Here is a 21,783-nt window from a genome sequence, read left to right as displayed (position 1 = left end):
ATGCGCCGGATATAGGGATTTGCGCCGGCAATAAAAGCAAAAAAATCGCCGTGAGGAACGCATTCCTCACGGCGTCAGCAAGTGCTGATGGACAGGCGGGCAGTCCGGCGCCGGGAACCGTGGCTTGTGGGCCCGGCGCAAGATTTCGTCAAAGGCAGGATCGGCAGGCGGCGCAAAGGCGCCCGGCGCTTGATCCTGGCCGGATCATCTGGATCCTCCGGTCCTTATCGGGCCGGGCGCTTCTGCGGCAAGGGAACAGTGCCGGTGAAGACCTGGTCGGATACGGCGGCAACCGTGGCAGGCTTTTCGGGCAGTGGAGCCGGATCGGGGTCGGCAATCTCGGCCACCGCCGTCTGGGGACTGCCGAACTGCTTGTCGAGAAGCTCGAAGGCCACCCGTGCCCCTTCGGTTGCCCGCACGCCGAGGGCCGACAGGGTTTCGCCGCCCTTTTCGCAGACATCCGGCTTTTCGGTGCAGATCGCGCTGACATATTGATAGGCCTGGGTGGCCGCCGTAAAGGCGTCGCTCACCTCAAGGGCGGAAACGCCCTGGATTTCATTGGCCGGCTTGCTGCTGAAGTAGGAGAGCACGACCAGCACGGCTGCAAACCACACACTTCCCTTGATCAGAAACCACATCGTCTTGTCCACCTGTTTTGCCCGCTTGGCGTTTGCTAGGGGCTGCCGGTCTGTTCCGGTCTTGAGCATGACTGTACCGATCGGAAGCGAACACGCCTTTGACGGGCTCGCTCGGATTTTCCGAAAATTTGTGTAAAATGCGATCTATTCCGCCTCGTCCCTGCCGGTCTCTGCGCCTTTGGATAAAACTTTAACGGCCCCGGTTAAGCATAAATGCGGCGCGGGGCCGTAAAGCTCCACGGTTTTCGCGGCCTGGGCTGCCACAGAAGTTAACGTCTCAGGAAAAATCAAAGCAAATCCGTCGCTTACATCCCGTTAACCACAACCGGAAAAGCGTCGCCGGAACTGTCCCAAAGGGGGAAAAGGGGGCCTCCGACGGGGTGCCGGATGCCATCTTTTATTGTTTCCTTAAGCCGCCAAAGCCTATGGTGGCCCTCGTGAAGAAGAGTATTGCGTCAGGGTTTTGCGTGAGCGTAGTGAGTGACATTGCCGGTAAGGCGGTGCTGTTGGTCGATGAAACGGCCGGCCGCTGGCTGACCCGGCTAGGCGAAACAGATGCCGGTCGGGCGGGCGCTGCTGCCCGTGCCGTCGAAGTCGTGATGCTGCGCCGCCTGGCCTTTGCTGCCGCCCTGTCGTTTCCGGCCGTGCCGCTGCTTCTGACCACCGTGCTGGCACCCTCGCTGGCTCTGCCGGTCGGCGTCGCGCTGGTGCTCGGCGTCTTCCTGATCCTTGCGGCACTCGCCTTCCTCATGCCGCGGCGTCCTGCCGCGCCGCTTGTTTCCGTCGCTTCCGAAGACATGGCCTTTGATGCCTGCGCCGGTCTGTCGATGATCATCGACCCGCATGGCCTGGTGGTGAAAGTCGGCGGCCGCGATCGGCTTGCCTTTCCCGCCACCCTGCGCGACAGCGCCGGCGAGGCGCTGGCCGAGTTGGTGCATGTCTCCGACCGCATCGCGCTTGTGCAGGCGGTCGATACGCTTCGCCAGGGCAGCTGCAGTTCTGCCGCCGATATCCGCATTGAGCGTCCCTTTTCTGCCGCCAATGGTCGGCAATTTCTGCATGTCCGCCTCGATATGACGGCCATACGCGACCCCGAAGGGGAACTGGTGCAAATCTTCGCCCAGGCCCGCGACTGGTCGGAAGAGGAAACGCTGCGCGCCGAAGCCGCCAGCCGCACGGCCGAAGCGCAATCGGCCCATGAAGCCAAGTCGCGTTTCCTGGCAGCCGTCAGCCATGAGCTGCGCACGCCGCTGAATGCCATACTCGGCTTTTCGGACGTGCTTGCCGGCGAATATTTCGGGCAGCTGGAAAACGACCGCCAGCGCGAATATGTCGGGCTGATCCGCCAGTCTGGCGCCCATCTCCTGTCCGTGGTCAACACCATGCTCGACATGTCGAAGATCGAGGCCGGCCGTTACGAGCTGCTGACCGAACCCTTTGCCATCGACGAGGCCTTGGAGGCCTGCCGCGCCATGCTCGATCATTCGGCGCGGGAAAAGGGCGTTACCCTCACCACCCGCACGCCGCGCGGGCTTGGCGAGGTTGTGGCCGACCGCCGGGCGATCCAGCAGGTACTCATCAACCTCGCCGGCAATGCCATCAAGTTCACGGGTTCCGGCGGCGTGGTCTCCATCGACGCGGCGCTGCAAGCCGACGACCTGGTGATCACCGTCAGCGATACCGGCATCGGCATCGCATCCGACAAACTGGCCTCGATCGGCCAGCCCTTCATGCAGGTCCAGAACGATTACACGCGCCACTACGAAGGCACGGGCCTCGGCCTTTCCCTGGTCAAGGGCCTCGTCGCCCTGCATGGCGGACGCTTCGCCATCGACAGCCGGCCGGGCGAGGGGACCGTCGTCACGATCGCTCTGCCGGCGGACGGTTCCGGCGTGCACGACGGACTGGACGATGCGCAGGAGGAAAGGGTAGAATTCCCGCCGCGGCTCAAATTTGCCCGGCAGACGGCCATGATGGACCAACAGGATTTTGCAGATGAGCGGGCGGAAGCAAAAATCGCCTGACGCAGGGCGGGAAATGAGACGGACTGATGCCGGCCGGAACCAGGCACGACGTCCCGGCAAGGGGCGGAGCGTCAAGGAGCCGGGCCTTGCCTCGCGCCTGCTCATGGCCGCCGGCAGCACTGCCGCGCGCCACCCGAAACCGCTGTTCGGCTTTGCCGGCTTTGCCGTGCTCTTCAGCTTCGTGGCCGCCAACGCGCTCTGGTACCAGCCGAACGGCCATCCATCGCCTTTCCTTGCCACCCGCGATCCTGACGATCCCAACCGCATTGCCGGTTACCGGCCGCTGAAGCGCACCGCGCCGGCCGATGTCACGACCTTCCGCATTGAGCGCGCGCCCGAGCCGCCGCCGCCCGCTTTGGCGCAGCCTTCACAATCGGCGGACGATGCGCCGGCACTGCCGCAAACCCATCATGCCGTGCCACAGCCTGCCGTGCCACAGCCGGAGCAGGCTGCAGCCGTCGCGCCTGCGCATGACGCGGCTGTTCCTGCACAGGTGGCCGCGCCTTTGCCAAAACCCGCCATGCCGCAAACCGCGCGCAGCCAGCCGCAGAAGTCCGTCCAGCCGCAATCAGGTCAAGTCCAGCGCAATCCGGCTGCTGCGGGGCAGAACGCATCCGCGCATCCGGCATCCGCGCAGCCCACCAAGGGGCCTGCGGGCAACCGGCCTGCGGAAAATGTCAGCATGCGCGCCGAAGACCCGATCGCAGCCGCCATACGGTCGGCCGAACGCAATCCGGCCATGACGCCGCCGGCCGATATTCCCGGTACCGGCTGGAAGAACACGACGGCTGCCGCCAACGCCGGTCCTGCCCGGTCTCAGGCATCCGTACCAGCTTCCAACATGGTTCTGCAGATCCAGAAGGGACTTGCCAACATCGCCTATACGGATGTGGAGGTGGACGGGGTTGCCGGCAGCCAGACCAAGGCCGCGATCCGTCGTTTCGAAAAGCACTACCGCCTGCCGGAAACCGGCGAGCCGAACGACATGGTGCTGAAAAAGCTGAAGGCGATCGGCGCTCTCTGAGGACTGCCGAAGCGATGGGAGTGGTCGTCGACCGACATCCCTCTAGCATAAGGCCTGCGCCGCGGGGGGCGGCACAGGCTTGGTTCAGATCAGAATACGGCGAGATATTTCAGCATCGAGATGATGCCGATGATGATCACGATGATCTGCACGATCTGCTTGACACGGCCATCGATCGGCAGGCGCGCGACGAGATAAAGAATAAGCACGATCACCAGGAAGGTGATGAGAATGCTGATCAAAACGGAAGTACCCATAGCCCCAACTCCTTTTCACAAATGCCAGACGGCATTCCCCCTAATTATGGGGGGCGGGAACAAAGGAAAGGGCACGGCATCCGTCCGGCAGCATTTTCTGTGCAAAATCGCCATAATTGCTGCGGTTAAGCTGATTTGAAGCGGCTAGGCGGCTGATGGCCCGGCGCGCGGCCGTCAGATTGAGTTTGCGCAGCCGAGCCGAAGCGGCATAGAAGCACCCATGCGTCTCAAATCGGAAATCTTCGTTGCTGCCCTGACCCGCCGTGTCTTCGGAATGGGTGGCTTTGCTGCGGTCGAGCATCGCGGCGCGGAAGAAGCGGGCGCCGTCTTCATTCGCCAGCGCCACCGGGACGGTCTGGAAACGCTTTATGCGCCGGCGCCGCAGAACTTCTTCGCCCAAGATGATGGGGATGAGGGCGGGCGAAAGTTCGAAACCCGGCTGGAAAAGGCCGAACCGGAGGCGGTGCGTGACATGCTGGTCCGCGAGCTGCGCTTCGACCCGGATCTCTGGCTGGTCGAATTCGAAATCGATGACGTCGCCGGTCTTCTGGACCTGGTAAAACCCGAAAAGTAGATTTTCAGCGAGAACGCTGGCCGGCAACGCTCCTGCGGACGGTGGCCGACGTGCGCAGCGGGCGGGAAATCTTCTCGCGCATGTCCTGATCCTGCCGGCTCGCCGGCATTGCCGCTTCAGTCGTGGCCGGTGGAGGGACCTGCCGCTGGGGCTGGCCGTAGGTATAACCGTCGGCCCGCCGCCAAGCCTCGACCCTTCCACCGCATTCCTCGGCGTCCAGAGAGGCCCAAAGGGTCTCGGCCCGGCTCTCGCCCGTTCCTGCCTCTCCCAGATGGCCGTAGAACCGCGTCAGGACAAACAGGGCGTCCGGTATTTCGAGGCCGAGACCCTTCAGCGTCGTCGCCAGTTGCTGGCCGGAAATATCGAGCATGATCCGCTCGGAAAGCCACCGGCTGGCAGACAGCGCATCGGCGAGGACGCTGGCGAAAAGACCGGCTTCCCGGCTGCGGGCAAAGCGCACTAGCAGTGCCGCCTGGATAGTCGATATGCTCCGCAAGCCAAGCCGGTCGTTTTCCGCCCGTTCCACATGACCGGCGAGAAGCTTGATGCGCCGGCGAAGCTGATCTTCGCGCGACTGCCGTTCGGTTTCGCCGGCGGACGGCGCCGCAACCTCAACCGCAGGCGGCTCGGCAGCTGCTTGTTGATCGGTGGGATCGGCGCGCCGGATACTCTGGTCGTACCGGAGCCCGACCAGCGCGTCGACGACGATGGGCGAAAGCGATTCGCGGCGGGCGATGGCATGCGCATGGTCGATGCCCTGGCTGCGGGCAATTGTGATCAGCGCCTCGTTGGACAGGCAGGGCGAGGAAATCAGGAAGGGTGCCGCAACGGCAATCGGCTGGCTGGCAATGAAGAAGGCAACCGCGGGCGGCACGTTCCGAGACTGCGATAGGGCTGCAACCGCCTGGCGTCGGGCTTCCTCGGAGGATGCATTAAAGAGCGGCGCGAAAAGCTCGGCGAACTGTCGAAGCTCCGACCGCGACGGATGCGGAAGACCTTCGAAACTCGTCACCGTGGCCATCAGCACCACATCCTTCTTGCGCATGGCCTGCGGCCTTTCAAGGTCTCGGAACTCGTTCATTACGGACAACTCACAATACGCAAAACAAGTTTGGGATGCCGGAAGGAGCCGGATTGGCGGAACGCCGACCGATGCCTTCATCATACCTCGACCTGGGAAACTCCCGGCAGCGAAACGACAGCTGGCAAGCGCTACGCTTCACACCGTCGACGTCGCTTTTGGTTTAACCGGATGCTAACCCTTGGAAGGTTAATGCTTGGTGAAAACGAAGCGTTTTGACACGCCGATGATTTCTTGCAGGTCACTGTGTTTCATTAAGAAACTACAACCTGCCGGAGCAGCGGCGTGGACTGCACAGTCTTCAACGTCCCTGCGTTTTGCGGACGGATACCAACAAGTATCAATGGCAAGTTGTATATTAGAATTAGTGAATTGTTAACTCTGCTCTGGCTGAATTGTCCAGGTAAACCGGTGCGTATCTGCCGGATGTTCAGTACCGGATGGTTCAGCGTTTGAGCCATCCGGCCCCGACCAGTCCGAATGTACCGTAGTGAATGCGAAATGTCGCTGCGCTTTGCGAAGAAAGCGCTGACGAGAAAAGCGCGAATGCCCCCGGTTTGAGCCCGAGGGACGCGCCAGCCCATTTGAAAAGGGCAGGGTGAGATCGATCCGTCTTCATCCGTCTCGAATTCGTTCAACGGAGACGAGCATGGCAGAGATAGTTGTTTTGAATAAATGGCGCGATCAGCGTTCCCGCAAGCCGCAGGTGCGGCTGGGTGAAAAAGCCGCGGAAACCGGCGAGATCGTTTTCTTCACCGGCGTGCGCTATGAACGCTATGGCGAGCCCATGGATCGTCAGCCGGAAAGCCAGGCGGTCTAAGCGTCGTCGTCGTGCTGAAGGTCAGAACCGGCTGCGGGATCGCCATTCGAATGGCGTGCAGGTCGACTGACCGAGAAACTGCGACACGCCTTCCACGAAGCTGCGCTGCGGCGCCAAGCCGCGAAGCACGACATAGCCCTGTGCCGCCGCGCTTTCCACGAGAATGGATTTGGCGATCGGTGCCGGCAGGTTCTTGCGCATCAGGGTCAGCTGCATCGGCGTCGCGATCACTACGTCCAGGGCGCCTCCCGCCGATGTGCGGTCATTGATGCTGAAAACCTCATTGGATGAGCTGTCATAGACGCCGATCGACCAGAAAGGCACACCGGCGCTGGCGCCTAAAAGCCTCACCGGGCTTTCGCTGAGGTCGAAGGCGCAGACCGCCACTTCCACGAAGGGGTCGTCCTTGACGAGGCCGGCTCGGTCCGGTGTCTCCCCGAGCCGGTAGAAGCGGTGGATTTCCCCTTCGGCCAGAACCCGCGTATAGGCGTCGCGCTCGCTGAACTGCGGCAGCAGAAGGACGATCACGAGATGCAGCAGTGCTGCCCCGATCAGCCCGATGACGACGGCCATGAGGATCTGCAGCGCGTAACGTCTAGACATTGCCGCATCCGGTCTTCGTGATGCTCGGCATCGAGAGATCGATCAGCCCCGAACTGCCGGCGGTCGGCGTGTCGAGAAGCGTCAGCGTCAGCCGGAAGGTACTCTCATCGGGGACGGCCAGCCAGTTCCCGGCAATCGCATTTCGTCCAAGCCCGATCCGGAAACCGCCATCGGCATCGTGAAGCACGGTGCGGGAGTTGACAGCCGTCGGCAGGTCCGACTGGATCGACGGTGCCGGGGCGCCTGGACCTGCGGCAAACAGCGTCCAGAAGCGGGCCGGCGGCGTATGGCCGGTGATCGTATAGGTGCAGTTGCCGAAAAGCCTTTCACCCGTATCGTCGACCGTTGCGGTAAAGGCCAACCCTTCCGCATTGGCATAAAGCAGCCTTCCGGCATTGGCGCGGTGCGATTTGGCGTAAGGGTCGGCAATCGCCGTCTGGGCGTCCGGAAAAGCCTCCCAGGCGCCGAGCTTGATGGCGCCGAAGCCGGTCGTGGCGTTGAGGGCTGCAAGCGTCGACCAGATCCCGCCGCCAAAGGCGATCACAAGGGCGATGGCGATGAGAAGGGGAACACGGAACACGGTAGGCTTTGGCCTTCGGCAATAGAGATAGCGACGATTACCATTGATTCCCGCGAGAAGGAACGGGCTCAGGACGGAAACTGGCAACCCATTGCTGGCTATAACGGATGGCGTTATAGTTAGACATGATCAGAGGTTTTGCCGATCGAGAGGCTGAGCGGATATGGTCCGGTCAGCGAAGCCGCAAGCTTCCGGCGGATATTCAGCCCGTGGCGCTGCGAAAGCTCAGAATGCTCAATCAGGCTCGCACGCCCGCCGATCTCAGAGTGCCGCCCGCGAACCGGCTTGAAGCGCTGAAGGGAGGGCGGAGCGGGCAGCTCTCGATCCGCATAAACGATCAGTGGCGTATTTGTTTTATCTCGACCGATGGAGGCCCCGCTCATGTCGAAATCGTCGACTATCACGACTGAGCCAGACTGGCTCCCCAACCCCCATCCAGGCGAGATCCTGATGGAGGAGTTTCTCCGTCCCCTGGGGCTGACCCAGAACGGCCTGGCACGCGCGCTGAGCGTGCCGCCGCGCCGTATCAACGAGATCGTGCTGGGCAAACGCGCCATCACCGCAGATACCGACTTGCGGCTGGCCCGCTATTTCAACCTGTCCGAGGGCTTCTTCCTGGGGCTGCAGGCGGATTACGATCTCCTCCAACGCCGTCGCGAGCTCGGCGAGGAACTCGATCGGATCCAGCCGCGCGCCGCCTGAGCCTTCGGACAGGGGGACGCCTTAGCGTCTCGCCTCGTTTCTGACCGGCACGACCACTGCATTGGGTTCGGCTGCGCTCACAGTTTGGCTGTCGGCCTCCGTAATGGTCGCCTGAGCGATCTTCGGGGCGGGCACCGGCAGCGCTCCGGCATTTTTAAGCTTTTCCGCCACCTGCTTGAGAAGCCGCGTCGACTCGGCAGACAGGGAACGCGGCCGCACCGGTGCGGCAATTAGGTTGTCGCCGCCTTCCTTCTTCTGGGCGACGACGTCGCCGGTCTTGGGGGCCGTTTTCGGACCCGTCTTGGGATCGCCCGGCAGCGGGTTCTCGATCCCTGGAATGGCCCGCAGCTCGATCCCCTGATGGGCGTAATCCATCAGCGGCTTGAAGGTCATGGCCGGCAGCGCCCCGCCGGTCATGTTGTCCATGGACGTGAAGTCGTCATTGCCGAACCAGACGGCGGTCGTGTAATTGCCGGTAAAGCCGATGAACCAGGCATCGCGGTAGCTCTGCGACGTGCCGGTCTTGCCGCCGGTAACGATGCCGTGGTCGAGCGCCGCCTTCTTGGCCGTACCGATCACCGGGATCTGCGTCAGGATGCGGTTCATCGACGACGTCGCCTGTTCCGAAAGCACCCGCTTGGCCGGCAGTTCGTCGCGGTTGAAATCGTAAAGCACCTCGCCGCCATAGCCGAGCACCTGTTCGACGCCGTGGCGGCGCGACTGCAGCCCGCCCGCCGGCATGACCGCATAGGCGGTCGCCTGGTCCATGACGGTCACTTCCGATGTGCCGAGCGGGATTGTCTTGTCGCTCCTGAGCGGCGTTTCGACCCCGAAAGCCTTGGCGGTCTTGACGATCACGTCGGTGCCCAGAACATCCTTGGCAAGCCGCACCGGCACGGTGTTGAGCGACTGGGCCATGGCGGACAGCAGCGTCACCTTGCCCTTGTAGGAGCGGGCATAATTCTGCGGCGACCAGCCGCGCCAAGTGATCGGCGCATCGGAAATCGTCGTTTCCGGCTTCATGCCATGCTCCATGGCGGCGGCATAGGTATAAAGCTTGAAGGACGAGCCCGGCTGGCGCAGCGCCTTCGTGGCACGGTTGAACTGGCTTTCGCCATAGTCCCGGCCGCCGACCATGGCACGCACGCCGCCGCCGTTCTCGATCATCACGATCGATCCCTGCTTGACCTTGTAGGTTTCGCCATATTCCCGCAAGCTGGTTTCCATGGCTGATTCCGCCGCCTGCTGCAGGCCCATGTCGATCGTGGTGCGCACTACGACGGAATGATCGCGGAACTTGCCGGCCAATGCCAGCCGCTGCACTTCGTCAAAGGCCCAGTCGAGGAAATAGTCGGGTGCCTTGACCTCGGCGCGGTCGACCACGGTTGCCGGATTGCGGCGCGCGGCGATCACCTGGCCTTCCGACATCAGATTGCTTTGCACCAGATTGGTCAACACTTCATTGGCACGCGCGCGGGCCGCCGGCAGGTTGACATGCGGGGCATATTTCGCCGGCGCCTTGAATAGGCCGGCCAGCATGGCGGATTCGGCGAGGTTCACTTCAGAAATATTCTTGCCGAAATAGAATTGCGCCGCCGCCGCCGCCCCGAACGTGCCCCCGCCCATATAGGCGCGGTCGAGATAAAGCGACAGGATTTCCTTTTTCGACAGGTTGGCTTCCAGCCAGACGGCGAGGAAGGCCTCCTTGATCTTGCGTTCGATCGACCGCTCGTTGGACAGGAACAGGTTCTTGGCGAGCTGCTGGGTCAGCGTCGAGCCGCCCTGGACGACGCCGCCGGCCTTGGCGTTTTCGCTCATGGCGCGCACCAGGCCGAGGAAATCGATGCCGAAATGGTCGAAGAAGCGCCGGTCTTCGGTCGCCAGCACGGCCTTGATGAGATGGTCCGGCAATTGATCGATCGGCACCGAATCCTCGTGGATGATGCCCCTGTGGCCGATCACATTGCCATAGCGATCCAGGAAGGTGACGGCGAAGTCGCCACGATTGCGCCAATCTTCTTTGGTTGCCTCAAAGGAAGGCAGGGCGAGCGCCAGAAGCAGGACGAAACCGGCCGTGCCCAATGTCATCGCTTCGCCGGCGATCTCGAAGCCCAGCCTTTTCCAGCCGCGGACGCGGAACCTGCGGAAGAAGATGGTGATGTCTTCCCAGATTTCGGCGAGCCGGAAACCCAGGTTCCAGATGGTCGAATCGATCCAGGAATCGACCCGCAGCAAGATGTGGCGCTTCCGGCGCTGCCGCCCCGGAGGCCGGTCGTCGGATGGATGGGGCTCGTCCTGCAACGCTGAATTCCCTTTGTCCACTGGTGGGGATATAGTTGACGCCGATCCGCGAAAGGATCAAGAGCCTGAATCCCACCGTTATTCAGCATTAGCTGACAAATGGTTGAAGTGCGATCCCTAAATCGCGAGAGATACAATGCGGCTTGGACGATGGGTTTCAAGGTGCCGCAGAAGTGATACGGAATAATGACCGACGAACCTTTCTGGAAGACCAAGCGGCTCGACGAGATGAGCCCGACGGAATGGGAAAGCCTGTGCGACGGCTGCGGCCTCTGCTGCCTGAACAAGCTCGAGGACTGGGACAGCGGCGAGGTGGTCTTTACGTCGGTGGCCTGCCGGCTGCTCGATGGTACGAGCTGTCGCTGCACGGATTATCCCAACCGTCAGGCGATCGTGCCCGACTGCATCCAGCTGACGCCTGCCGAGGTGAACGACATCGGCTGGCTGCCGCCGACCTGCGGCTACCGTCTCGTGCGCGATGGCGTGGACCTGTACTGGTGGCATCCGCTGGTCTCGGGCAGTCCGGAGACCGTGCACCAGGCGGGCATTTCGGCCCGGGGCCGCACCGTCAGCGAGACGGAAGTGGATGTCGAGGATTTCGAGGATTATCTGGTCGACTGGCCGCTGCGGGTCGGCGAGGTGCGGCGCTAGGCTTGGCTGCGGGCGGGCCTTGGTGCTATAGTTTAAGGCGTCGGAGATTTGGTAATGTTGGCTTTAAATTTGCCGCAGGAAATTGAACAGCGCCTGGACGATCTTGCTAAGTTGACGGGACGGAGCAAGAGCTTCTATGCCCGCGAGGCGATACTCGCCCATCTTGACGACCTTGAGGATTATTATCTGGCGGAGCAGCGTCTCGACAGCTTGCAACGCGGCGAGAGCGACACGATCCCACTTGCTGATGTCATGAAAAAATATGGCCTGGAAGATTGAGCTGCAGCGGGAGGCGGAGCGCGATCTCTCCAGGCTGAGCAGTGAGAATTCCAAGCGCGTATTGAAATTTCTCCATGAGCGACTTGGCAAGCTCGACGATCCGCGATCGCTCGGCGAGGCGCTGCATGGGCCGGTGTTCGGAAAGTTTTTGGAAATATCGCGTCGGAGACTGGCGTATTGTGGCTGACATCCAGGACGACGTGGTCCGGATCCTGATCGTCAGGATCGGAAACCGCCGAGAAGTCTATCGGTAAACTCGCTCGTGCCCTTGACCTTCCCATGGTGGGAAGCCCTACATGAGGCGGGAAAGCGAGATCCTGCCATGAACGAGACGCTGAAAATTTCGGGTGAGGACACGGTCCAACTGACCATTCCCGTTGAGGGCATGACCTGCGCCTCCTGCGTGCGCCGCGTTGAAATGGGGGCTGCAAAGCTCGCTGGAGTGAAAAGCAGCGCGGTCAATTTCGCCACAAAGAAGCTGACCGTGGAAAGCGGCACGGAATTCGATCCGGAAGCTCTGGAAAAGACTATCCGGAAGCTCGGCTACGAGATCCCGCAAGGTGCGATGCAGAATGCGCTGCGCGACGCCGGCATGACCTCTTCTGCCGCCCCTCCGGTTGATGATCATGCGCGGGCCGATGAGGTCACGGAGCCTGCCGCTAACGGTTGGCTACACAGCCAGCATGCCGTGGATGACGCCCACTCCCATAACCATCAGAGCCCGTATATGCACAGCCATGCCGACGAGGAACGGGTGCTGAAGCACGATCTCGCTATTGCCGCTATGCTGACCCTGCCGCTCCTGGTGCTGGAAATGACCGGCCACGTCTATGCGCCGTTCCACCACTGGCTGATGGCGCGCGTCGCGCCGCAGAACCTCTATTATCTCTATTTTCTGCTGGCGACGGCAGTGATCTTCTGGCCCGGCCGGCGCTTCCTCAAGGCTGGCCTGCCGGCCCTGCTGCGTGGCCACCCCGAAATGAACTCCCTGGTGGCGGTCGGCGTCCTCGCCTCCTACGGCTATTCGCTGGTGACGACCTTCTTGCCGCATCTCCTGCCGGAAACGGCTCGTTTCGTGTATTACGAGGCGGCCTCGGTCATCGTTGTGCTGGTCCTCTTCGGGCGGCTCATGGAAGCCCGCGCCACGGGACGCACCGGCGAGGCGATCCAGAAACTGGCCGGCCTGCAGGCAAAGACGGCGCGGGTGGAGCGCGATGGAAAGGTGATCGACCTGCCAATCGAGCAGGTCTTGGCCGGCGATATTATCGTCATTCGCCCGGGTGAACGGATCCCGGTCGATGGCAGGCTGCTCGACGGCCAGTCCCATGTCGACGAATCGATGATTTCCGGCGAGCCCCTGCCGGTCGAGAAGCGTTCCGAGGCCACTGTTATCGGCGGCACGATCAATGGCACCGGCTCCTTTCGTTTTCGCGCCGAAAAGGTCGGCCGCGATACCATGCTTGCCGGCATCATTCGCATGGTGGAGCAGGCGCAGGGGGCAAAGCTGCCGATCCAGACATTGGTTGATCGGGTCACGGCTTGGTTCGTGCCGGCGGTGCTCGTGCTTGCCGTCATAACCTTTGGCGTTTGGTATCTGGTTGGACCAGAGCCGCGGCTCAGCCATGCGCTGGTCAATGCGGTGGCGGTGCTGATTATTGCCTGCCCCTGCGCAATGGGGCTTGCGGTTCCCGTCTCGATTGTCGTCGGCGCCGGCCGCGCCGCCGAGCTTGGCGTCCTGCTTCGGCAGGGGGCGGCCCTGCAGAGCCTGTCCGATGTCGATTTGGTGGTGGTCGACAAGACCGGCACCGTGACCCAGGGCCGGGCCGAACTCACCGATTTCCATGTGGCGGACGGTTTTGTCGAAACGGATGTGCTGGCATGGGTCGCAAGCGTCGAGGCGCAGTCGGAGCACCCGATAGCCCGAGCTATCGTCAAGGCCGCAGAGGCGAGGGGGCTGGATGTGTCGAAGGCGGAAGCGTTTGACTCCGTCACCGGCTACGGGACCGAAGCCATGGTGGAGGGCCGCAAGCTTGCTGTGGGGTCTGAGCGCTTCATGCACAAGCTCGGCCTTTCGGTCGACGTCTTTGCCGGAGCCGCAAGCCGGCTGGCCGACGAAGGCAAGACGCCGTTATACGCAGCCGTCGACGGCAGGCTGGCGGCGGTGATCGCCGTGGCGGATCCCCTTAAACCTTCCAGCCGGCAGGCGATCGGCGTGCTGAGGGCGATGGGCATCCAGATCGCCATGGTAACGGGCGACAATCGCCGCACGGCAGAGGCGGTCGCCAGCCAGGTCGGTATCGCCGATGTGGTGGCCGAAGTGCTGCCGGAAGGAAAATTGCAGGCGATCCGGGACTTTCACAAGAGCGGCAGGAAGATCGCCTTTGTCGGCGATGGCATCAATGACGCACCGGCATTGGCTGAAGCGGATGTCGGCATTGCCATCGGCACGGGCATCGATGTAGCGATCGAAAGCGCCGATGTGGTTCTGGTCGGCGGAGAATTGACCGGCGTCGTTTCGGCCATTGCCGTCAGCCGTGCCACCATGCGCAATATCAGGCAGAACCTGTTCTGGGCCTTCGGCTACAACGTCGCCTTGATCCCGGTGGCGGCCGGCATGCTTTATCCGGGCTTCGGCCTTTCGCTATCGCCGATGATCGGCGCCGGCGCCATGGCCTTGTCGAGTGTCTTCGTGCTCGGCAATGCCCTGAGGCTGAAGCGGATGAAGGTAGGAGCAAGCTTGTCATGAATATCGGCCAGGCATCCGAGGCGTCCGGCGTTTCGGCCAAGATGATTCGTTATTACGAAGAAATCGGGCTGATCCGACCCGCCGCCCGCACCGGCAACAATTACCGCGTCTATGGCGAGGCGGAAGTGCATGTGCTGCGGTTCATCAAGCGGGCCCGCTCGCTCGGCTTTTCGCTGGAGGAAACCGAAACGCTGCTGAAGCTGTGGCAGGACAAGAGCCGCGAGAGCGCCGCCGTCAGGCGCGTGGCGACGGCCCATATCGGCGACTTGGAACGGCGGATCGCCGAAATGCAGGGCATGGTAAAGACTCTCAAGCATCTCGCCCATTGCTGCAGCGGCAATGAAAGGCCGGACTGCCCGATCCTCGATGATCTAGCGGGCGACAGCTCCGCCGCGGGCGCTTCTTGAACGATCATTGGCCGGTCGCGCTCTGACCGGTTACACAAAACGAAAGAAGGAGACTGACATGACAGCCATATTCGACGTGACCGACATGACCTGCGGCCATTGCGAAAAGACCATCCGCATGGCGCTCGAAGAAGCCTTGCCGGGCGCGGCCGTCACGGTCGATCTTGCCGCCCATCGGGTGACGGTCGAGGGTGACGCCGCCAAGGCGGAAGAGGCGATCCGCGAGGCGGGCTACAGCCCGGAGCGAACGGCCGCCTGACCGTCTTCAGCCCCACTCTGGCTTTGGCCGCTCCAGGCCCGACCAATATAGAATTCGATCAGGCGGCGCCCGTCGGCTTCCACTTCGGCTGCCAGATCCGGCCGGTCCTGATCAAGGCTGCGGATCGCCTTCAAGGTGTAAAGAAGCAGCCAGGCCTGGGCTTCCATGGAGGTTGAGGCAGGCGCCGGGCTGCGGGCCTTCAGGATGGCCGTCAGCCGCGCGATCATGTCTGTCTGTAGGGCCAAGCGAATGGCGGATCCGTTCTTCTGCACTCCGATCAGTGCCAGTGCGGCGGCTCTTTCATGCTTGAGGTCGCGCATCAGGCTGACGACGGCATCCGCCACCTGGGCGGCCGTCATGCCCTCGACCCCCGCCACGACCTGGTCGAGTGCGCCAATTAACAGGGTGCCGTAGCGATCGAGAATGGCAGCCGCGAGCGCTTCCTTGGTGGGAAAGAAGCGGTACAGGGAGCCGATTGCGGTTGCCGATCGTGCTGCGATTTCCGTCATGGTCACGGTGGCATAGTCGCGTTCGGCAAACAGCGTGATGCCGGTATTGAGGATGGCCTCAACCCGATCGAAGCCACGCCGGCGCTTCGGAAGCACGGCTTTGATCGAAGATACCATTGACATCTGCGAGGACATCCTCAAGTAAGTTTTGCGAGGCATCCCTCGCATATTGACATTGAAGCCGCAAGCGCCGCTCTGGCGCCCATTTCAAGCACGGGTATTTTTCCGATGATCTCACTGGATTGCAAGAAGACCGCATTGGTTCTGATAGACCTCCAGAACGGTATTCTGTCGATGGATACGGCCCCTTATTCCACCACGCAGGTGCTGCAGACAGGCAGCTCGCTCGCCGCCTGGTTTCGCGCCGCGGGTGCAGTTGTGGTGCTTGTCAATGTCGATTTCGGTGCGGATTTCGGCGATGCGCCCCGGGGGCAGGTGGATGCCGCTATGCCGCGAGGCGAGCGCCCCGACGATTGGGCGGATCTGGCGGAAGGCCTGGTCGAGCCGGGCGACCTGCTGGTAACCAAGCATCAATGGGGTGCCTTCCACGGCACCGACCTCGATGTGAAGCTGCGCCGGCGCGGCATCGACACGATCGTACTGGGCGGCATCGCCACCAATTTCGGAGTGGAATCAACGCTGCGCAGCGGCTGGGAGCATGGCTATAACATGATCGTTGTGGAAGACGCCTGCACCAGCGTCTCGGAGGACCTGCACCAGATGGCTATCAACAAGGTCTTTCCGCGGATTTCCCGCATTGTTCGGGCGGGAGAACTGAATTTTGGCTGAACAATCCCCGGAGCCTGGATCAGGCTTCCTGTCGTCGCAGCCGGTCTGGCTGCGGTGGATCGGCCTGGTCATTGGCTCGTTTATCCTGGCGGCGGCGCTGGAATGGCTGCATCTGCCGGCAGCCCTGCTGCTCGGACCGATGGCGGTGGCGGTTCTCATGGCTGTCGCCGGGGGCAGCGTCGCGACGCCCAGGTCGGGCTTCATCATCGCCCAGGGTGTCGTGGGGCTGATGATCTCCACGAGCCTGCCGCCCACGGTGTTCCAGGAGATTGCCGAACAATGGCCGATCTTCGTGGTCGGTGTATTGTCGACTGCTATCGCCGCCGCAGCTCTGGGATGGCTGATGGCGCGCGCCAACATCTTTCCCGGCACGACGGCGATCTGGGGCTCGTCACCAGGCGCCGCCTCGGTCATGGTGCTGATGTCGGAATCCTATGGCGGCGACATGCGCCTCGTTGCCTTCATGCAATATATCCGCGTCGTCTGCTGTGCGCTCGCCGCGACGCTGGTGGCGCGCATCATGGGTGTGACGCCGAGCGAGGCGGCATCGCAGATCGTCTGGTTTCCGGAGGTTTCCTGGCTGGCCGTGTCGGCGACCGTCGCCATTGCGGTTGCCGTATCGCTGCTCGGTGCGGCGCTGAAGATCCCCGGCGGCCCGATGCTTTTGCCGCTTGCCGTCGGGCTGGCGCTCAAGCTCTCCGGCATCATGCCGATCGTTCTGCCGCCATGGCTTCTGGCCATCAGCTATGCGGTGATCGGCTGGGGGATCGGCATGCGCTTCACGCCCGATGTCATCGCCCATGCAGCAAGCACCCTGCCGCGGGTGCTGATCTCGGTTCTCAGCCTGATCGGCATATGCGGTATCTTTGCCGTCGTGCTCGTCGTGTTCGCCGGGGTCGACCCGCTCTCGGCTTATCTCGCCACCAGCCCTGGCGGCGCCGATTCGGTGGCGATCATTGCGGCCTCCACCAAGGTCGATGTGCCTTTCGTGATGACGATGCAGATCGCCCGCTTCCTGTTCGTGGTGGCGACCGGCCCGGCCACAGCGCGGCTGCTGTCGCGGGCCGCCCGGCATGCGTGACCTATTCCGCCGGGTTCGGAACGCCAGGGCGGGACGGGGTGGCGCTGACGATTTGGTTGCGGCCGGAAGACTTGGCGCGGTAAAGCGCTTCGTCCGCTTGCGCAAACAGTGCCTGCGCGGTGATCGCGGAACCGGTCTGAGCCGCAACCGTAGCCAGCCCGATGCTGACTGTCATCCGGCCGGATGGCGGGTTTTTCTCATGAGCAAGGGCGAGCCCCTCCACCCGGGCGCGAATGTTTTCAGCGACCGCGGCCGCGCCCTGTTCATCCGTATCGGCCAGAAGCACGGCCAGTTCCTCGCCGCCGTAGCGGGCCGCGACATCGCCCGGCCGTCGCACGCAATCGCGGATCACCGCCGCGATCTGTCTGAGGCAATCGTCGCCGGCCGCATGGCCATAGGTATCGTTGAAGAGCTTGAACCGGTCGGCATCGATCATCAGCAGTGTGAGCGGCGTGGCATTGCGGCGGGCCCGCTGCACCATCTCCTCGAACCGCGTGTTGAAGAAGCGCCGATTGGCCAGACGCGTCAGTTCGTCCGTATTGGCCAATACGTCCAGCTCGTCCTGCATGTTCTTGTGGCGGCTGACATCCCGGGTGATCGCCACGACCCGAGTGGCTGAGGCGTCACGGCTGGCCGGCAGCTTGCTGAGTGCCGTTTCCAGCCATACGTGTTCGCCGTCCGGTTTGGTGTGCCTGATGAGCAGTTTCTCCTGGGTCGAGCCGTTCCTCAGTCGCTCTGCCGCATCCCGCACCAGCGTTTCGGTCAGCTTGTCCATGCCCGCATAAACGCTTCTTCCAACCAGCCTTTCCGGTTCCAGCCCAAGAATCTCCATTGCCGATGGCGAGACATATTCACGGATGCCGTTTTCATCGAAGCGCGAGATGACGTCACTGGACGATTCCGCCAGTAGCCGGAATTCCGCTTCGCGCGCCGCCAGCAGCGCTTCGCTTTCACGCCGTAGGCGGGCCTGGCGCTGCCAGAGAAGGGCGGCCACCAGGGCAAGGCCCAGAAGAATGCAGGCATAGAACCAGCGGGTTCTGGCTGTGTCCACCCAGGCGCGAAAAACCTCCTGCTCGGAGGCAGAGGCAAGCACGACAATGCCGGTCCGCGTGCTCTGGTAATAGCCGCCGGACCTCGCGGTCTGGTCGACCGGCGACGTGTAATGATAGGCGCCGACTGTTTGGCGCTTCAGGTAACGGCTGAACAATTCACCGGCAGCGAGACTGGTGCCGAGCATACTTTCCTGGATCGGGCCGCGAACCAGAACGATCCCGTCGCCCCGTGCCAGCAGGAAAGCGCCATCGCTTCCGACATCGAAACCGCGGAAGAAATTGATGAAGTGGTTGACCCGGATAGTCGAAACAACGGTACCGGCAAAGGAACCGTCCTGCAGCAGGACCTTTTGGGTAATGGGAATGACCCAAAGATTGGACAGCCGGCTCTTGATCGGCTTACCGACGACGGGCAGCCGAAACGGGTTTTCCTTATGGAAACGGAAATAATCACGGTCCGCGTAGTTCATGCCGGGCGGCGCATTGTTCGAGGAGGTCGCCACCATCTGCCCGGCCGCATCGATATAGGAGAGTGTGTCGAGGGTCGGAGAGGCCTTCATCTGGCGGGTGATCAGGGCCTTGATCTTGGTGGGCATTTCCGGATGCCCGACCTCGTCGTTGATCTCGGCAATCAAGCCCGCTAGGGGCAGGCGCGACATTTCGATAACGTCGTCCGTATGCTGGGCGATCGCCTCGGCGGTCTGCTTGAGGCTGCCCTCGACGCGCGCCACCTGCGCATTCCAGGCGGAGTACTCGGCCCAGCTTAGCAAGGCGATAAAAGCGCAGAAGCCGAATATGACGGCGATCGTCGTCGCGACAGATCGTAACGCTGGTATCCGCATGCGACCCCTTCCTCACAGCAATCGCCTTAGCATTACCGCGAAATCTTAGGGAAGGTTGAAGGTGGCGCCCTCAAAATTAGGGCGTTCCTCAAAGTGGTTTTGCGATCATGTCCCAAGGGACAAAGGCCGCGGTACGATTTGGGAAGGTAAGCCTTAAGCTCACCTTCCCAAGGATTTCACACCTTCCGTCTCTCCTCCGTGGAGAGTGGAGCATGCGGATCAGAATTTTACTGCCATGCCGACATTGACGATGTGCTGGTCGAAATCTGTATCGAAGCCAGCCAGGTTGCCGTCGCTGTAGTCGTTATAGCGGTATTCGACCCGGCCGAAGACATTGTCGGTAAAGGCATAATCGAGGCCGCCACCGATCGTCCAGCCATGCAGCGTGTCGTCGTCGCTGACCGGTCCGTCGAGGCTGACATTGGTGGCAGTCCAGCCGCCGGCCGCATAGATGAGCGCCCGGTCGAAGGCAAAGCCGACACGGCCGCGAACGGAGCCGGAAAAGCCGGTCTCGGCCTCGAAGCCGCCGCCAAGGCTGTTTTCGTTCCAATCGTAGTTCACGTCGCCTTCGACACCGGCAACGAACCCGTTGGCAAACTGCCAGTTATAACCGACAAAGCCGCCGAACCGGCCGCCGTCGAAATCGTCCGACAGGCTGAAGCCGCCGGCCGAAGCCTCGCCTTCGCCCCAGGAATAGCCGCCATGCACACCGACATAGGGGCCGCTCCAGGTGAAGACGGAAGCGGTTTCTACTGCAACCGGCGCTGTCGGAATTTCTTCGACTGCGTCAGCGGCAAAGGCACCGGAAGCAACCGTCATGGCAGCGGTTGCGGCGAAAACGAAAAGTGACTTCATGACACTTACTCCATAGATTGATGAGGCTTAGATAGGGTGCCGCCATAAAAAAGCTGTAGCTAAAATGCAACAAGCACAGAAAACGAAGGCATGATGCCTTGATCAACCCGCGCAGCTGATCTGGACCGGGTTGACCTCCATGAGCCGGGAGGCCGGCGCAACAAACGCGGCTTTGGCTTGTTGGGGTGGTAAGTCATCCCATATTCCGGAAAGGCCGCAAGCGAAGAACCGGCCAAGGAGTTGTTTCCGTGTTCCATTTCGACAATAGCTATGCCCGCCTGCCGGACCGTTTTTATGCTTCGGTTTATCCCGAACCCGTCGAAGGGCCGGTGCTGCTCAAATTCAACGAAGCGTTGGCCAGGGAACTGGGCGTCGAAGCCGATTATTCCGATCCCGCCAGGCTTGCCGCCATCTTCGCCGGCAATGTCGTACCCAGCGGTGCCATGCCGCTGGCCATGGCCTATGCCGGCCACCAGTTCGGCAATTTCGTGCCGCAACTCGGCGATGGGCGCGCCATCCTGCTCGGTGAAGTCGTCGACAACCAGGGGCGCCGCCGCGACATCCAGCTCAAGGGCGCCGGACCGACGCCCTTTTCCCGCCGTGGCGACGGCCGCGCAGCGCTTGGCCCGGTTCTGCGCGAATATATCGTGTCGGAAGCCATGCATGCGCTGAATATCCCGGCGACGCGCGCCCTGGCCGCAGTAGCGACCGGCGAGGCGGTGCAGCGCGAACAGGTGATGCCCGGCGCGGTTTTCGTGCGGGTGGCAGCAAGCCATGTGCGTGTCGGCACATTCCAGTATTTTGCGGCGCGCGGCGACAATGACGGCGTCAGGACATTGGCGGACTACGTTATCGAACGGCATTATCCGCAGCTGAAGGACGAGGCCAATCCCTATGCGGCGCTTCTGCAGGCGGTCGCATCGCGTCAGGCGGAACTGATTGCCGGCTGGATGGGGATCGGCTTCATCCACGGCGTGATGAACACCGATAATATGACCATTTCCGGCGAAACCATCGATTTCGGCCCCTGCGCCTTCCTGGACGAATACGATCCGATGAAGGTATTCTCGTCGATCGACCAGATGGGCCGCTATGCTTATCGCAACCAGCCAGGCATCGGCCAATGGAACATGGCGCGGCTGGCCGAATGCCTGCTGCCGTTGCTCGACGCGGACGAGGAAAAGGCGGTGGAAGTCGCCAATACCGTTCTCAAAACCTTCGGCGAGCGCTTCCAGGCAGCTTGGATCAGCGTGTTCCGGCAGAAGATCGGCCTGAGGACCGAGGCTGAAGGCGATGGCGACCTGGTGCAGGAGCTGCTGGGCGTCATGAAGGACGGCGGGGCAGATTTCACGCTTGCCTTCCTCAGGCTAGCCGATTGCGCCGAGGGCCGCACGGCGGCTTTCCTTGACCTTTTTGCCGATCCCGTTGCGGCTGCCGGATGGCTGGCAAAATGGCGCGAAAGGCTGGCCGTGGAAGAGGGCCCGGAAAAAGAGCGGGCAGCCGCCATGCGCCTGGTGAACCCGGCGGTCATCCCCCGCAACCACCGCATCGAGGAGGCGATTTCAGCGGCGCTGGTGGGCGATCTCAGCCTCTTTCAGCGGCTGCTGCAGGCGCTGGAAAAGCCTTTCGAGGAGCGGCCGGAATTTGCCGTCTACACGGATCCGCCGAAGATGGACCAAAGGGTGACGCAGACGTTCTGCGGCACGTAA

Annotated in this window: 25 protein-coding genes; 16 read left to right on the top strand and 9 right to left on the bottom strand. The window is 62.3% G+C overall.

The window, feature by feature from the left end:
* Window positions 1-224: 224 nt before the first annotated feature.
* Window positions 225-638: a DUF5330 domain-containing protein gene (locus E2F50_RS10345; RefSeq protein WP_133316405.1), complete on the bottom strand. Its 414-nt coding sequence runs from the start codon at window positions 636-638 to the stop codon at window positions 225-227.
* A 425-nt stretch (window positions 639-1,063) separates the two neighbouring features.
* On the opposite strand from E2F50_RS10345, the gene E2F50_RS10340 reads away from it, so the two are divergent.
* Together E2F50_RS10340 and E2F50_RS10335 are read left to right on the top strand one after the other, a co-directional pair.
* Window positions 1,064-2,662 (top strand): sensor histidine kinase, encoded by a 1,599-nt coding sequence (locus E2F50_RS10340; protein ID WP_133316037.1) that lies wholly within the window; start codon window positions 1,064-1,066, stop codon window positions 2,660-2,662.
* A 13-nt stretch (window positions 2,663-2,675) separates the two neighbouring features.
* Window positions 2,676-3,686, top strand: a complete 1,011-nt coding sequence (locus tag E2F50_RS10335; RefSeq protein WP_161974083.1) for a peptidoglycan-binding domain-containing protein — start codon at window positions 2,676-2,678, stop codon at window positions 3,684-3,686.
* An 89-nt stretch (window positions 3,687-3,775) separates the two neighbouring features.
* On the opposite strand, the gene E2F50_RS23200 is transcribed toward E2F50_RS10335, so the two are convergent.
* Complete coding sequence (locus tag E2F50_RS23200) at window positions 3,776-3,943, bottom strand: Thivi_2564 family membrane protein (protein ID WP_133316035.1); 168 nt, start codon at window positions 3,941-3,943, stop codon at window positions 3,776-3,778.
* A 220-nt stretch (window positions 3,944-4,163) separates the two neighbouring features.
* Between E2F50_RS23200 and E2F50_RS10325 the strand changes: the two genes are divergently transcribed.
* Window positions 4,164-4,517, top strand: a complete 354-nt coding sequence (locus tag E2F50_RS10325; RefSeq protein WP_133316034.1) for a DUF1491 family protein — start codon at window positions 4,164-4,166, stop codon at window positions 4,515-4,517.
* Between the two features lie 4 nt (window positions 4,518-4,521).
* On the opposite strand, the gene E2F50_RS10320 is transcribed toward E2F50_RS10325, so the two are convergent.
* On the bottom strand, window positions 4,522-5,598 hold the full coding sequence (locus tag E2F50_RS10320; protein WP_245515356.1) for a DUF2336 domain-containing protein: 1,077 nt from the start codon (window positions 5,596-5,598) through the stop codon (window positions 4,522-4,524).
* 649 nt (window positions 5,599-6,247) lie between these two features.
* Here E2F50_RS10320 and E2F50_RS10315 point away from each other — a divergent pair.
* Window positions 6,248-6,418, top strand: coding sequence for a hypothetical protein (locus E2F50_RS10315; protein ID WP_161974081.1), 171 nt, complete (start codon window positions 6,248-6,250; stop codon window positions 6,416-6,418).
* Window positions 6,419-6,439: 21 nt separating this feature from the next.
* Here E2F50_RS10315 and E2F50_RS10310 read toward each other — a convergent pair whose 3' ends face one another.
* Both E2F50_RS10310 and E2F50_RS10305 read right to left on the bottom strand, forming a co-directional pair.
* Window positions 6,440-7,021: a DUF1254 domain-containing protein gene (locus E2F50_RS10310; protein WP_133316033.1), complete on the bottom strand. Its 582-nt coding sequence runs from the start codon at window positions 7,019-7,021 to the stop codon at window positions 6,440-6,442.
* Window positions 7,014-7,601, bottom strand: coding sequence for a DUF1214 domain-containing protein (locus E2F50_RS10305; RefSeq protein WP_133316032.1), 588 nt, complete (start codon window positions 7,599-7,601; stop codon window positions 7,014-7,016). Before E2F50_RS10305 ends, E2F50_RS10310 begins: the two co-directional genes overlap by 8 nt.
* A gap of 125 nt (window positions 7,602-7,726) precedes the next feature.
* Between E2F50_RS10305 and E2F50_RS10300 the strand changes: the two genes are divergently transcribed.
* Window positions 7,727-8,011, top strand: coding sequence for a type II toxin-antitoxin system RelE/ParE family toxin (locus E2F50_RS10300; RefSeq protein WP_133316031.1), 285 nt, complete (start codon window positions 7,727-7,729; stop codon window positions 8,009-8,011).
* Window positions 7,983-8,303, top strand: a complete 321-nt coding sequence (locus E2F50_RS10295) for a HigA family addiction module antitoxin (RefSeq protein WP_133316030.1) — start codon at window positions 7,983-7,985, stop codon at window positions 8,301-8,303. Before E2F50_RS10300 ends, E2F50_RS10295 begins: the two co-directional genes overlap by 29 nt.
* 21 nt (window positions 8,304-8,324) lie before the next feature.
* Here E2F50_RS10295 and E2F50_RS10290 read toward each other — a convergent pair whose 3' ends face one another.
* Window positions 8,325-10,604, bottom strand: coding sequence for a transglycosylase domain-containing protein (locus E2F50_RS10290; RefSeq protein WP_133316029.1), 2,280 nt, complete (start codon window positions 10,602-10,604; stop codon window positions 8,325-8,327).
* A 186-nt stretch (window positions 10,605-10,790) separates the two neighbouring features.
* Here E2F50_RS10290 and E2F50_RS10285 point away from each other — a divergent pair, with 186 nt between their 5' ends.
* The 7 genes from E2F50_RS10285 (at window position 10,791) to E2F50_RS10260 (ending at window position 14,946) form a co-directional block, all read left to right on the top strand.
* Window positions 10,791-11,255 (top strand): YcgN family cysteine cluster protein, encoded by a 465-nt coding sequence (locus tag E2F50_RS10285; RefSeq protein ID WP_133316028.1) that lies wholly within the window; start codon window positions 10,791-10,793, stop codon window positions 11,253-11,255.
* 54 nt (window positions 11,256-11,309) lie between these two features.
* Complete coding sequence (gene relB, locus E2F50_RS10280; protein WP_133316027.1) at window positions 11,310-11,534, top strand: type II toxin-antitoxin system RelB family antitoxin; 225 nt, start codon at window positions 11,310-11,312, stop codon at window positions 11,532-11,534.
* A complete protein-coding gene (locus E2F50_RS10275) occupies window positions 11,518-11,721 on the top strand; it encodes a type II toxin-antitoxin system RelE family toxin (protein WP_245515395.1) in 204 nt (67 codons plus the stop codon). Before relB ends, E2F50_RS10275 begins: the two co-directional genes overlap by 17 nt.
* Window positions 11,660-11,788: a type II toxin-antitoxin system RelE family toxin gene (locus tag E2F50_RS23375; RefSeq protein WP_245515386.1), complete on the top strand. Its 129-nt coding sequence runs from the start codon at window positions 11,660-11,662 to the stop codon at window positions 11,786-11,788. Before E2F50_RS10275 ends, E2F50_RS23375 begins: the two co-directional genes overlap by 62 nt.
* 68 nt (window positions 11,789-11,856) lie before the next feature.
* Entirely contained in the window at window positions 11,857-14,280 is a 2,424-nt protein-coding gene (locus E2F50_RS10270) for a heavy metal translocating P-type ATPase (RefSeq protein ID WP_133316026.1), read from the top strand.
* The gene (cueR, locus tag E2F50_RS10265) at window positions 14,277-14,687 is read left to right on the top strand and encodes a Cu(I)-responsive transcriptional regulator (RefSeq protein WP_133316025.1); all 411 of its coding nucleotides are present in this window, start codon (window positions 14,277-14,279) and stop codon (window positions 14,685-14,687) included. The genes E2F50_RS10270 and cueR overlap by 4 nt, the downstream gene beginning before the upstream one ends.
* A gap of 58 nt (window positions 14,688-14,745) precedes the next feature.
* Entirely contained in the window at window positions 14,746-14,946 is a 201-nt protein-coding gene (locus E2F50_RS10260) for a heavy-metal-associated domain-containing protein (RefSeq protein ID WP_133316024.1), read from the top strand.
* Here the strand turns inward: E2F50_RS10260 and E2F50_RS10255 are convergent.
* Complete coding sequence (locus E2F50_RS10255) at window positions 14,919-15,578, bottom strand: TetR/AcrR family transcriptional regulator (protein ID WP_161974079.1); 660 nt, start codon at window positions 15,576-15,578, stop codon at window positions 14,919-14,921. The genes E2F50_RS10260 and E2F50_RS10255 overlap by 28 nt on opposite strands.
* A 105-nt stretch (window positions 15,579-15,683) precedes the next feature.
* Between E2F50_RS10255 and E2F50_RS10250 the strand changes: the two genes are divergently transcribed.
* Both E2F50_RS10250 and E2F50_RS10245 read left to right on the top strand, forming a co-directional pair.
* Window positions 15,684-16,244 (top strand): hydrolase, encoded by a 561-nt coding sequence (locus E2F50_RS10250; protein ID WP_133316022.1) that lies wholly within the window; start codon window positions 15,684-15,686, stop codon window positions 16,242-16,244.
* Window positions 16,237-17,325, top strand: a complete 1,089-nt coding sequence (locus E2F50_RS10245; protein WP_245515354.1) for an AbrB family transcriptional regulator — start codon at window positions 16,237-16,239, stop codon at window positions 17,323-17,325. Before E2F50_RS10250 ends, E2F50_RS10245 begins: the two co-directional genes overlap by 8 nt.
* Window position 17,326: 1 nt before the next feature.
* On the opposite strand, the gene E2F50_RS10240 is transcribed toward E2F50_RS10245, so the two are convergent.
* Together E2F50_RS10240 and E2F50_RS10235 are read right to left on the bottom strand one after the other, a co-directional pair.
* On the bottom strand, window positions 17,327-19,219 hold the full coding sequence (locus E2F50_RS10240) for a diguanylate cyclase domain-containing protein (RefSeq protein ID WP_133316021.1): 1,893 nt from the start codon (window positions 19,217-19,219) through the stop codon (window positions 17,327-17,329).
* A 219-nt stretch (window positions 19,220-19,438) separates the two neighbouring features.
* Window positions 19,439-20,074 carry an outer membrane protein gene (locus E2F50_RS10235; RefSeq protein ID WP_133316020.1) on the bottom strand — a complete coding sequence of 212 codons (636 nt, stop codon included), beginning with the start codon at window positions 20,072-20,074 and terminating at the stop codon, window positions 19,439-19,441.
* Between the two features lie 200 nt (window positions 20,075-20,274).
* On the opposite strand from E2F50_RS10235, the gene E2F50_RS10230 reads away from it, so the two are divergent.
* A complete protein-coding gene (locus E2F50_RS10230; protein ID WP_342635726.1) occupies window positions 20,275-21,783 on the top strand; it encodes a protein adenylyltransferase SelO in 1,509 nt (502 codons plus the stop codon).

The organism is Rhizobium deserti, assembly GCF_004358025.1.
Lineage (GTDB): Bacteria > Pseudomonadota > Alphaproteobacteria > Rhizobiales > Rhizobiaceae > Neorhizobium > Neorhizobium deserti.
Note: the sequence above shows the minus strand (reverse complement) of the source record. Positions and strands in the feature narration are given on the sequence as shown.

Bases quoted from the DNA above. Each gene is read 5' to 3' on its own strand.
- E2F50_RS23200 (WP_133316035.1), bottom strand. From the start codon at position 3,943: ATGGGTACTTCCGTTTTGATCAGCATTCTCATCACCTTCCTGGTGATC.
- E2F50_RS10315 (WP_161974081.1), top strand. From the start codon at position 6,248: ATGGCAGAGATAGTTGTTTTGAATAAATGGCGCGATCAGCGTTCCCGC.
- E2F50_RS10240 (WP_133316021.1), bottom strand. From the start codon at position 19,219: ATGCGGATACCAGCGTTACGATCTGTCGCGACGACGATCGCCGTCATA.
- E2F50_RS10310 (WP_133316033.1), bottom strand. From the start codon at position 7,021: ATGTCTAGACGTTACGCGCTGCAGATCCTCATGGCCGTCGTCATCGGG.
- E2F50_RS10250 (WP_133316022.1), top strand. From the start codon at position 15,684: ATGATCTCACTGGATTGCAAGAAGACCGCATTGGTTCTGATAGACCTC.
- E2F50_RS23375 (WP_245515386.1), top strand. From the start codon at position 11,660: ATGGGCCGGTGTTCGGAAAGTTTTTGGAAATATCGCGTCGGAGACTGG.
- relB (WP_133316027.1), top strand. From the start codon at position 11,310: ATGTTGGCTTTAAATTTGCCGCAGGAAATTGAACAGCGCCTGGACGAT.
- E2F50_RS10235 (WP_133316020.1), bottom strand. From the start codon at position 20,074: ATGAAGTCACTTTTCGTTTTCGCCGCAACCGCTGCCATGACGGTTGCT.
- E2F50_RS10285 (WP_133316028.1), top strand. From the start codon at position 10,791: ATGACCGACGAACCTTTCTGGAAGACCAAGCGGCTCGACGAGATGAGC.
- E2F50_RS10295 (WP_133316030.1), top strand. From the start codon at position 7,983: ATGTCGAAATCGTCGACTATCACGACTGAGCCAGACTGGCTCCCCAAC.
- cueR (WP_133316025.1), top strand. From the start codon at position 14,277: ATGAATATCGGCCAGGCATCCGAGGCGTCCGGCGTTTCGGCCAAGATG.
- E2F50_RS10335 (WP_161974083.1), top strand. From the start codon at position 2,676: ATGAGACGGACTGATGCCGGCCGGAACCAGGCACGACGTCCCGGCAAG.
- E2F50_RS10320 (WP_245515356.1), bottom strand. From the start codon at position 5,598: ATGAACGAGTTCCGAGACCTTGAAAGGCCGCAGGCCATGCGCAAGAAG.
- E2F50_RS10260 (WP_133316024.1), top strand. From the start codon at position 14,746: ATGACAGCCATATTCGACGTGACCGACATGACCTGCGGCCATTGCGAA.
- E2F50_RS10255 (WP_161974079.1), bottom strand. From the start codon at position 15,578: ATGTCAATGGTATCTTCGATCAAAGCCGTGCTTCCGAAGCGCCGGCGT.
- E2F50_RS10345 (WP_133316405.1), bottom strand. From the start codon at position 638: ATGTGGTTTCTGATCAAGGGAAGTGTGTGGTTTGCAGCCGTGCTGGTC.
- E2F50_RS10275 (WP_245515395.1), top strand. From the start codon at position 11,518: ATGGCCTGGAAGATTGAGCTGCAGCGGGAGGCGGAGCGCGATCTCTCC.
- E2F50_RS10300 (WP_133316031.1), top strand. From the start codon at position 7,727: ATGATCAGAGGTTTTGCCGATCGAGAGGCTGAGCGGATATGGTCCGGT.
- E2F50_RS10270 (WP_133316026.1), top strand. From the start codon at position 11,857: ATGAACGAGACGCTGAAAATTTCGGGTGAGGACACGGTCCAACTGACC.
- E2F50_RS10340 (WP_133316037.1), top strand. From the start codon at position 1,064: ATGGTGGCCCTCGTGAAGAAGAGTATTGCGTCAGGGTTTTGCGTGAGC.
- E2F50_RS10325 (WP_133316034.1), top strand. From the start codon at position 4,164: ATGCGTCTCAAATCGGAAATCTTCGTTGCTGCCCTGACCCGCCGTGTC.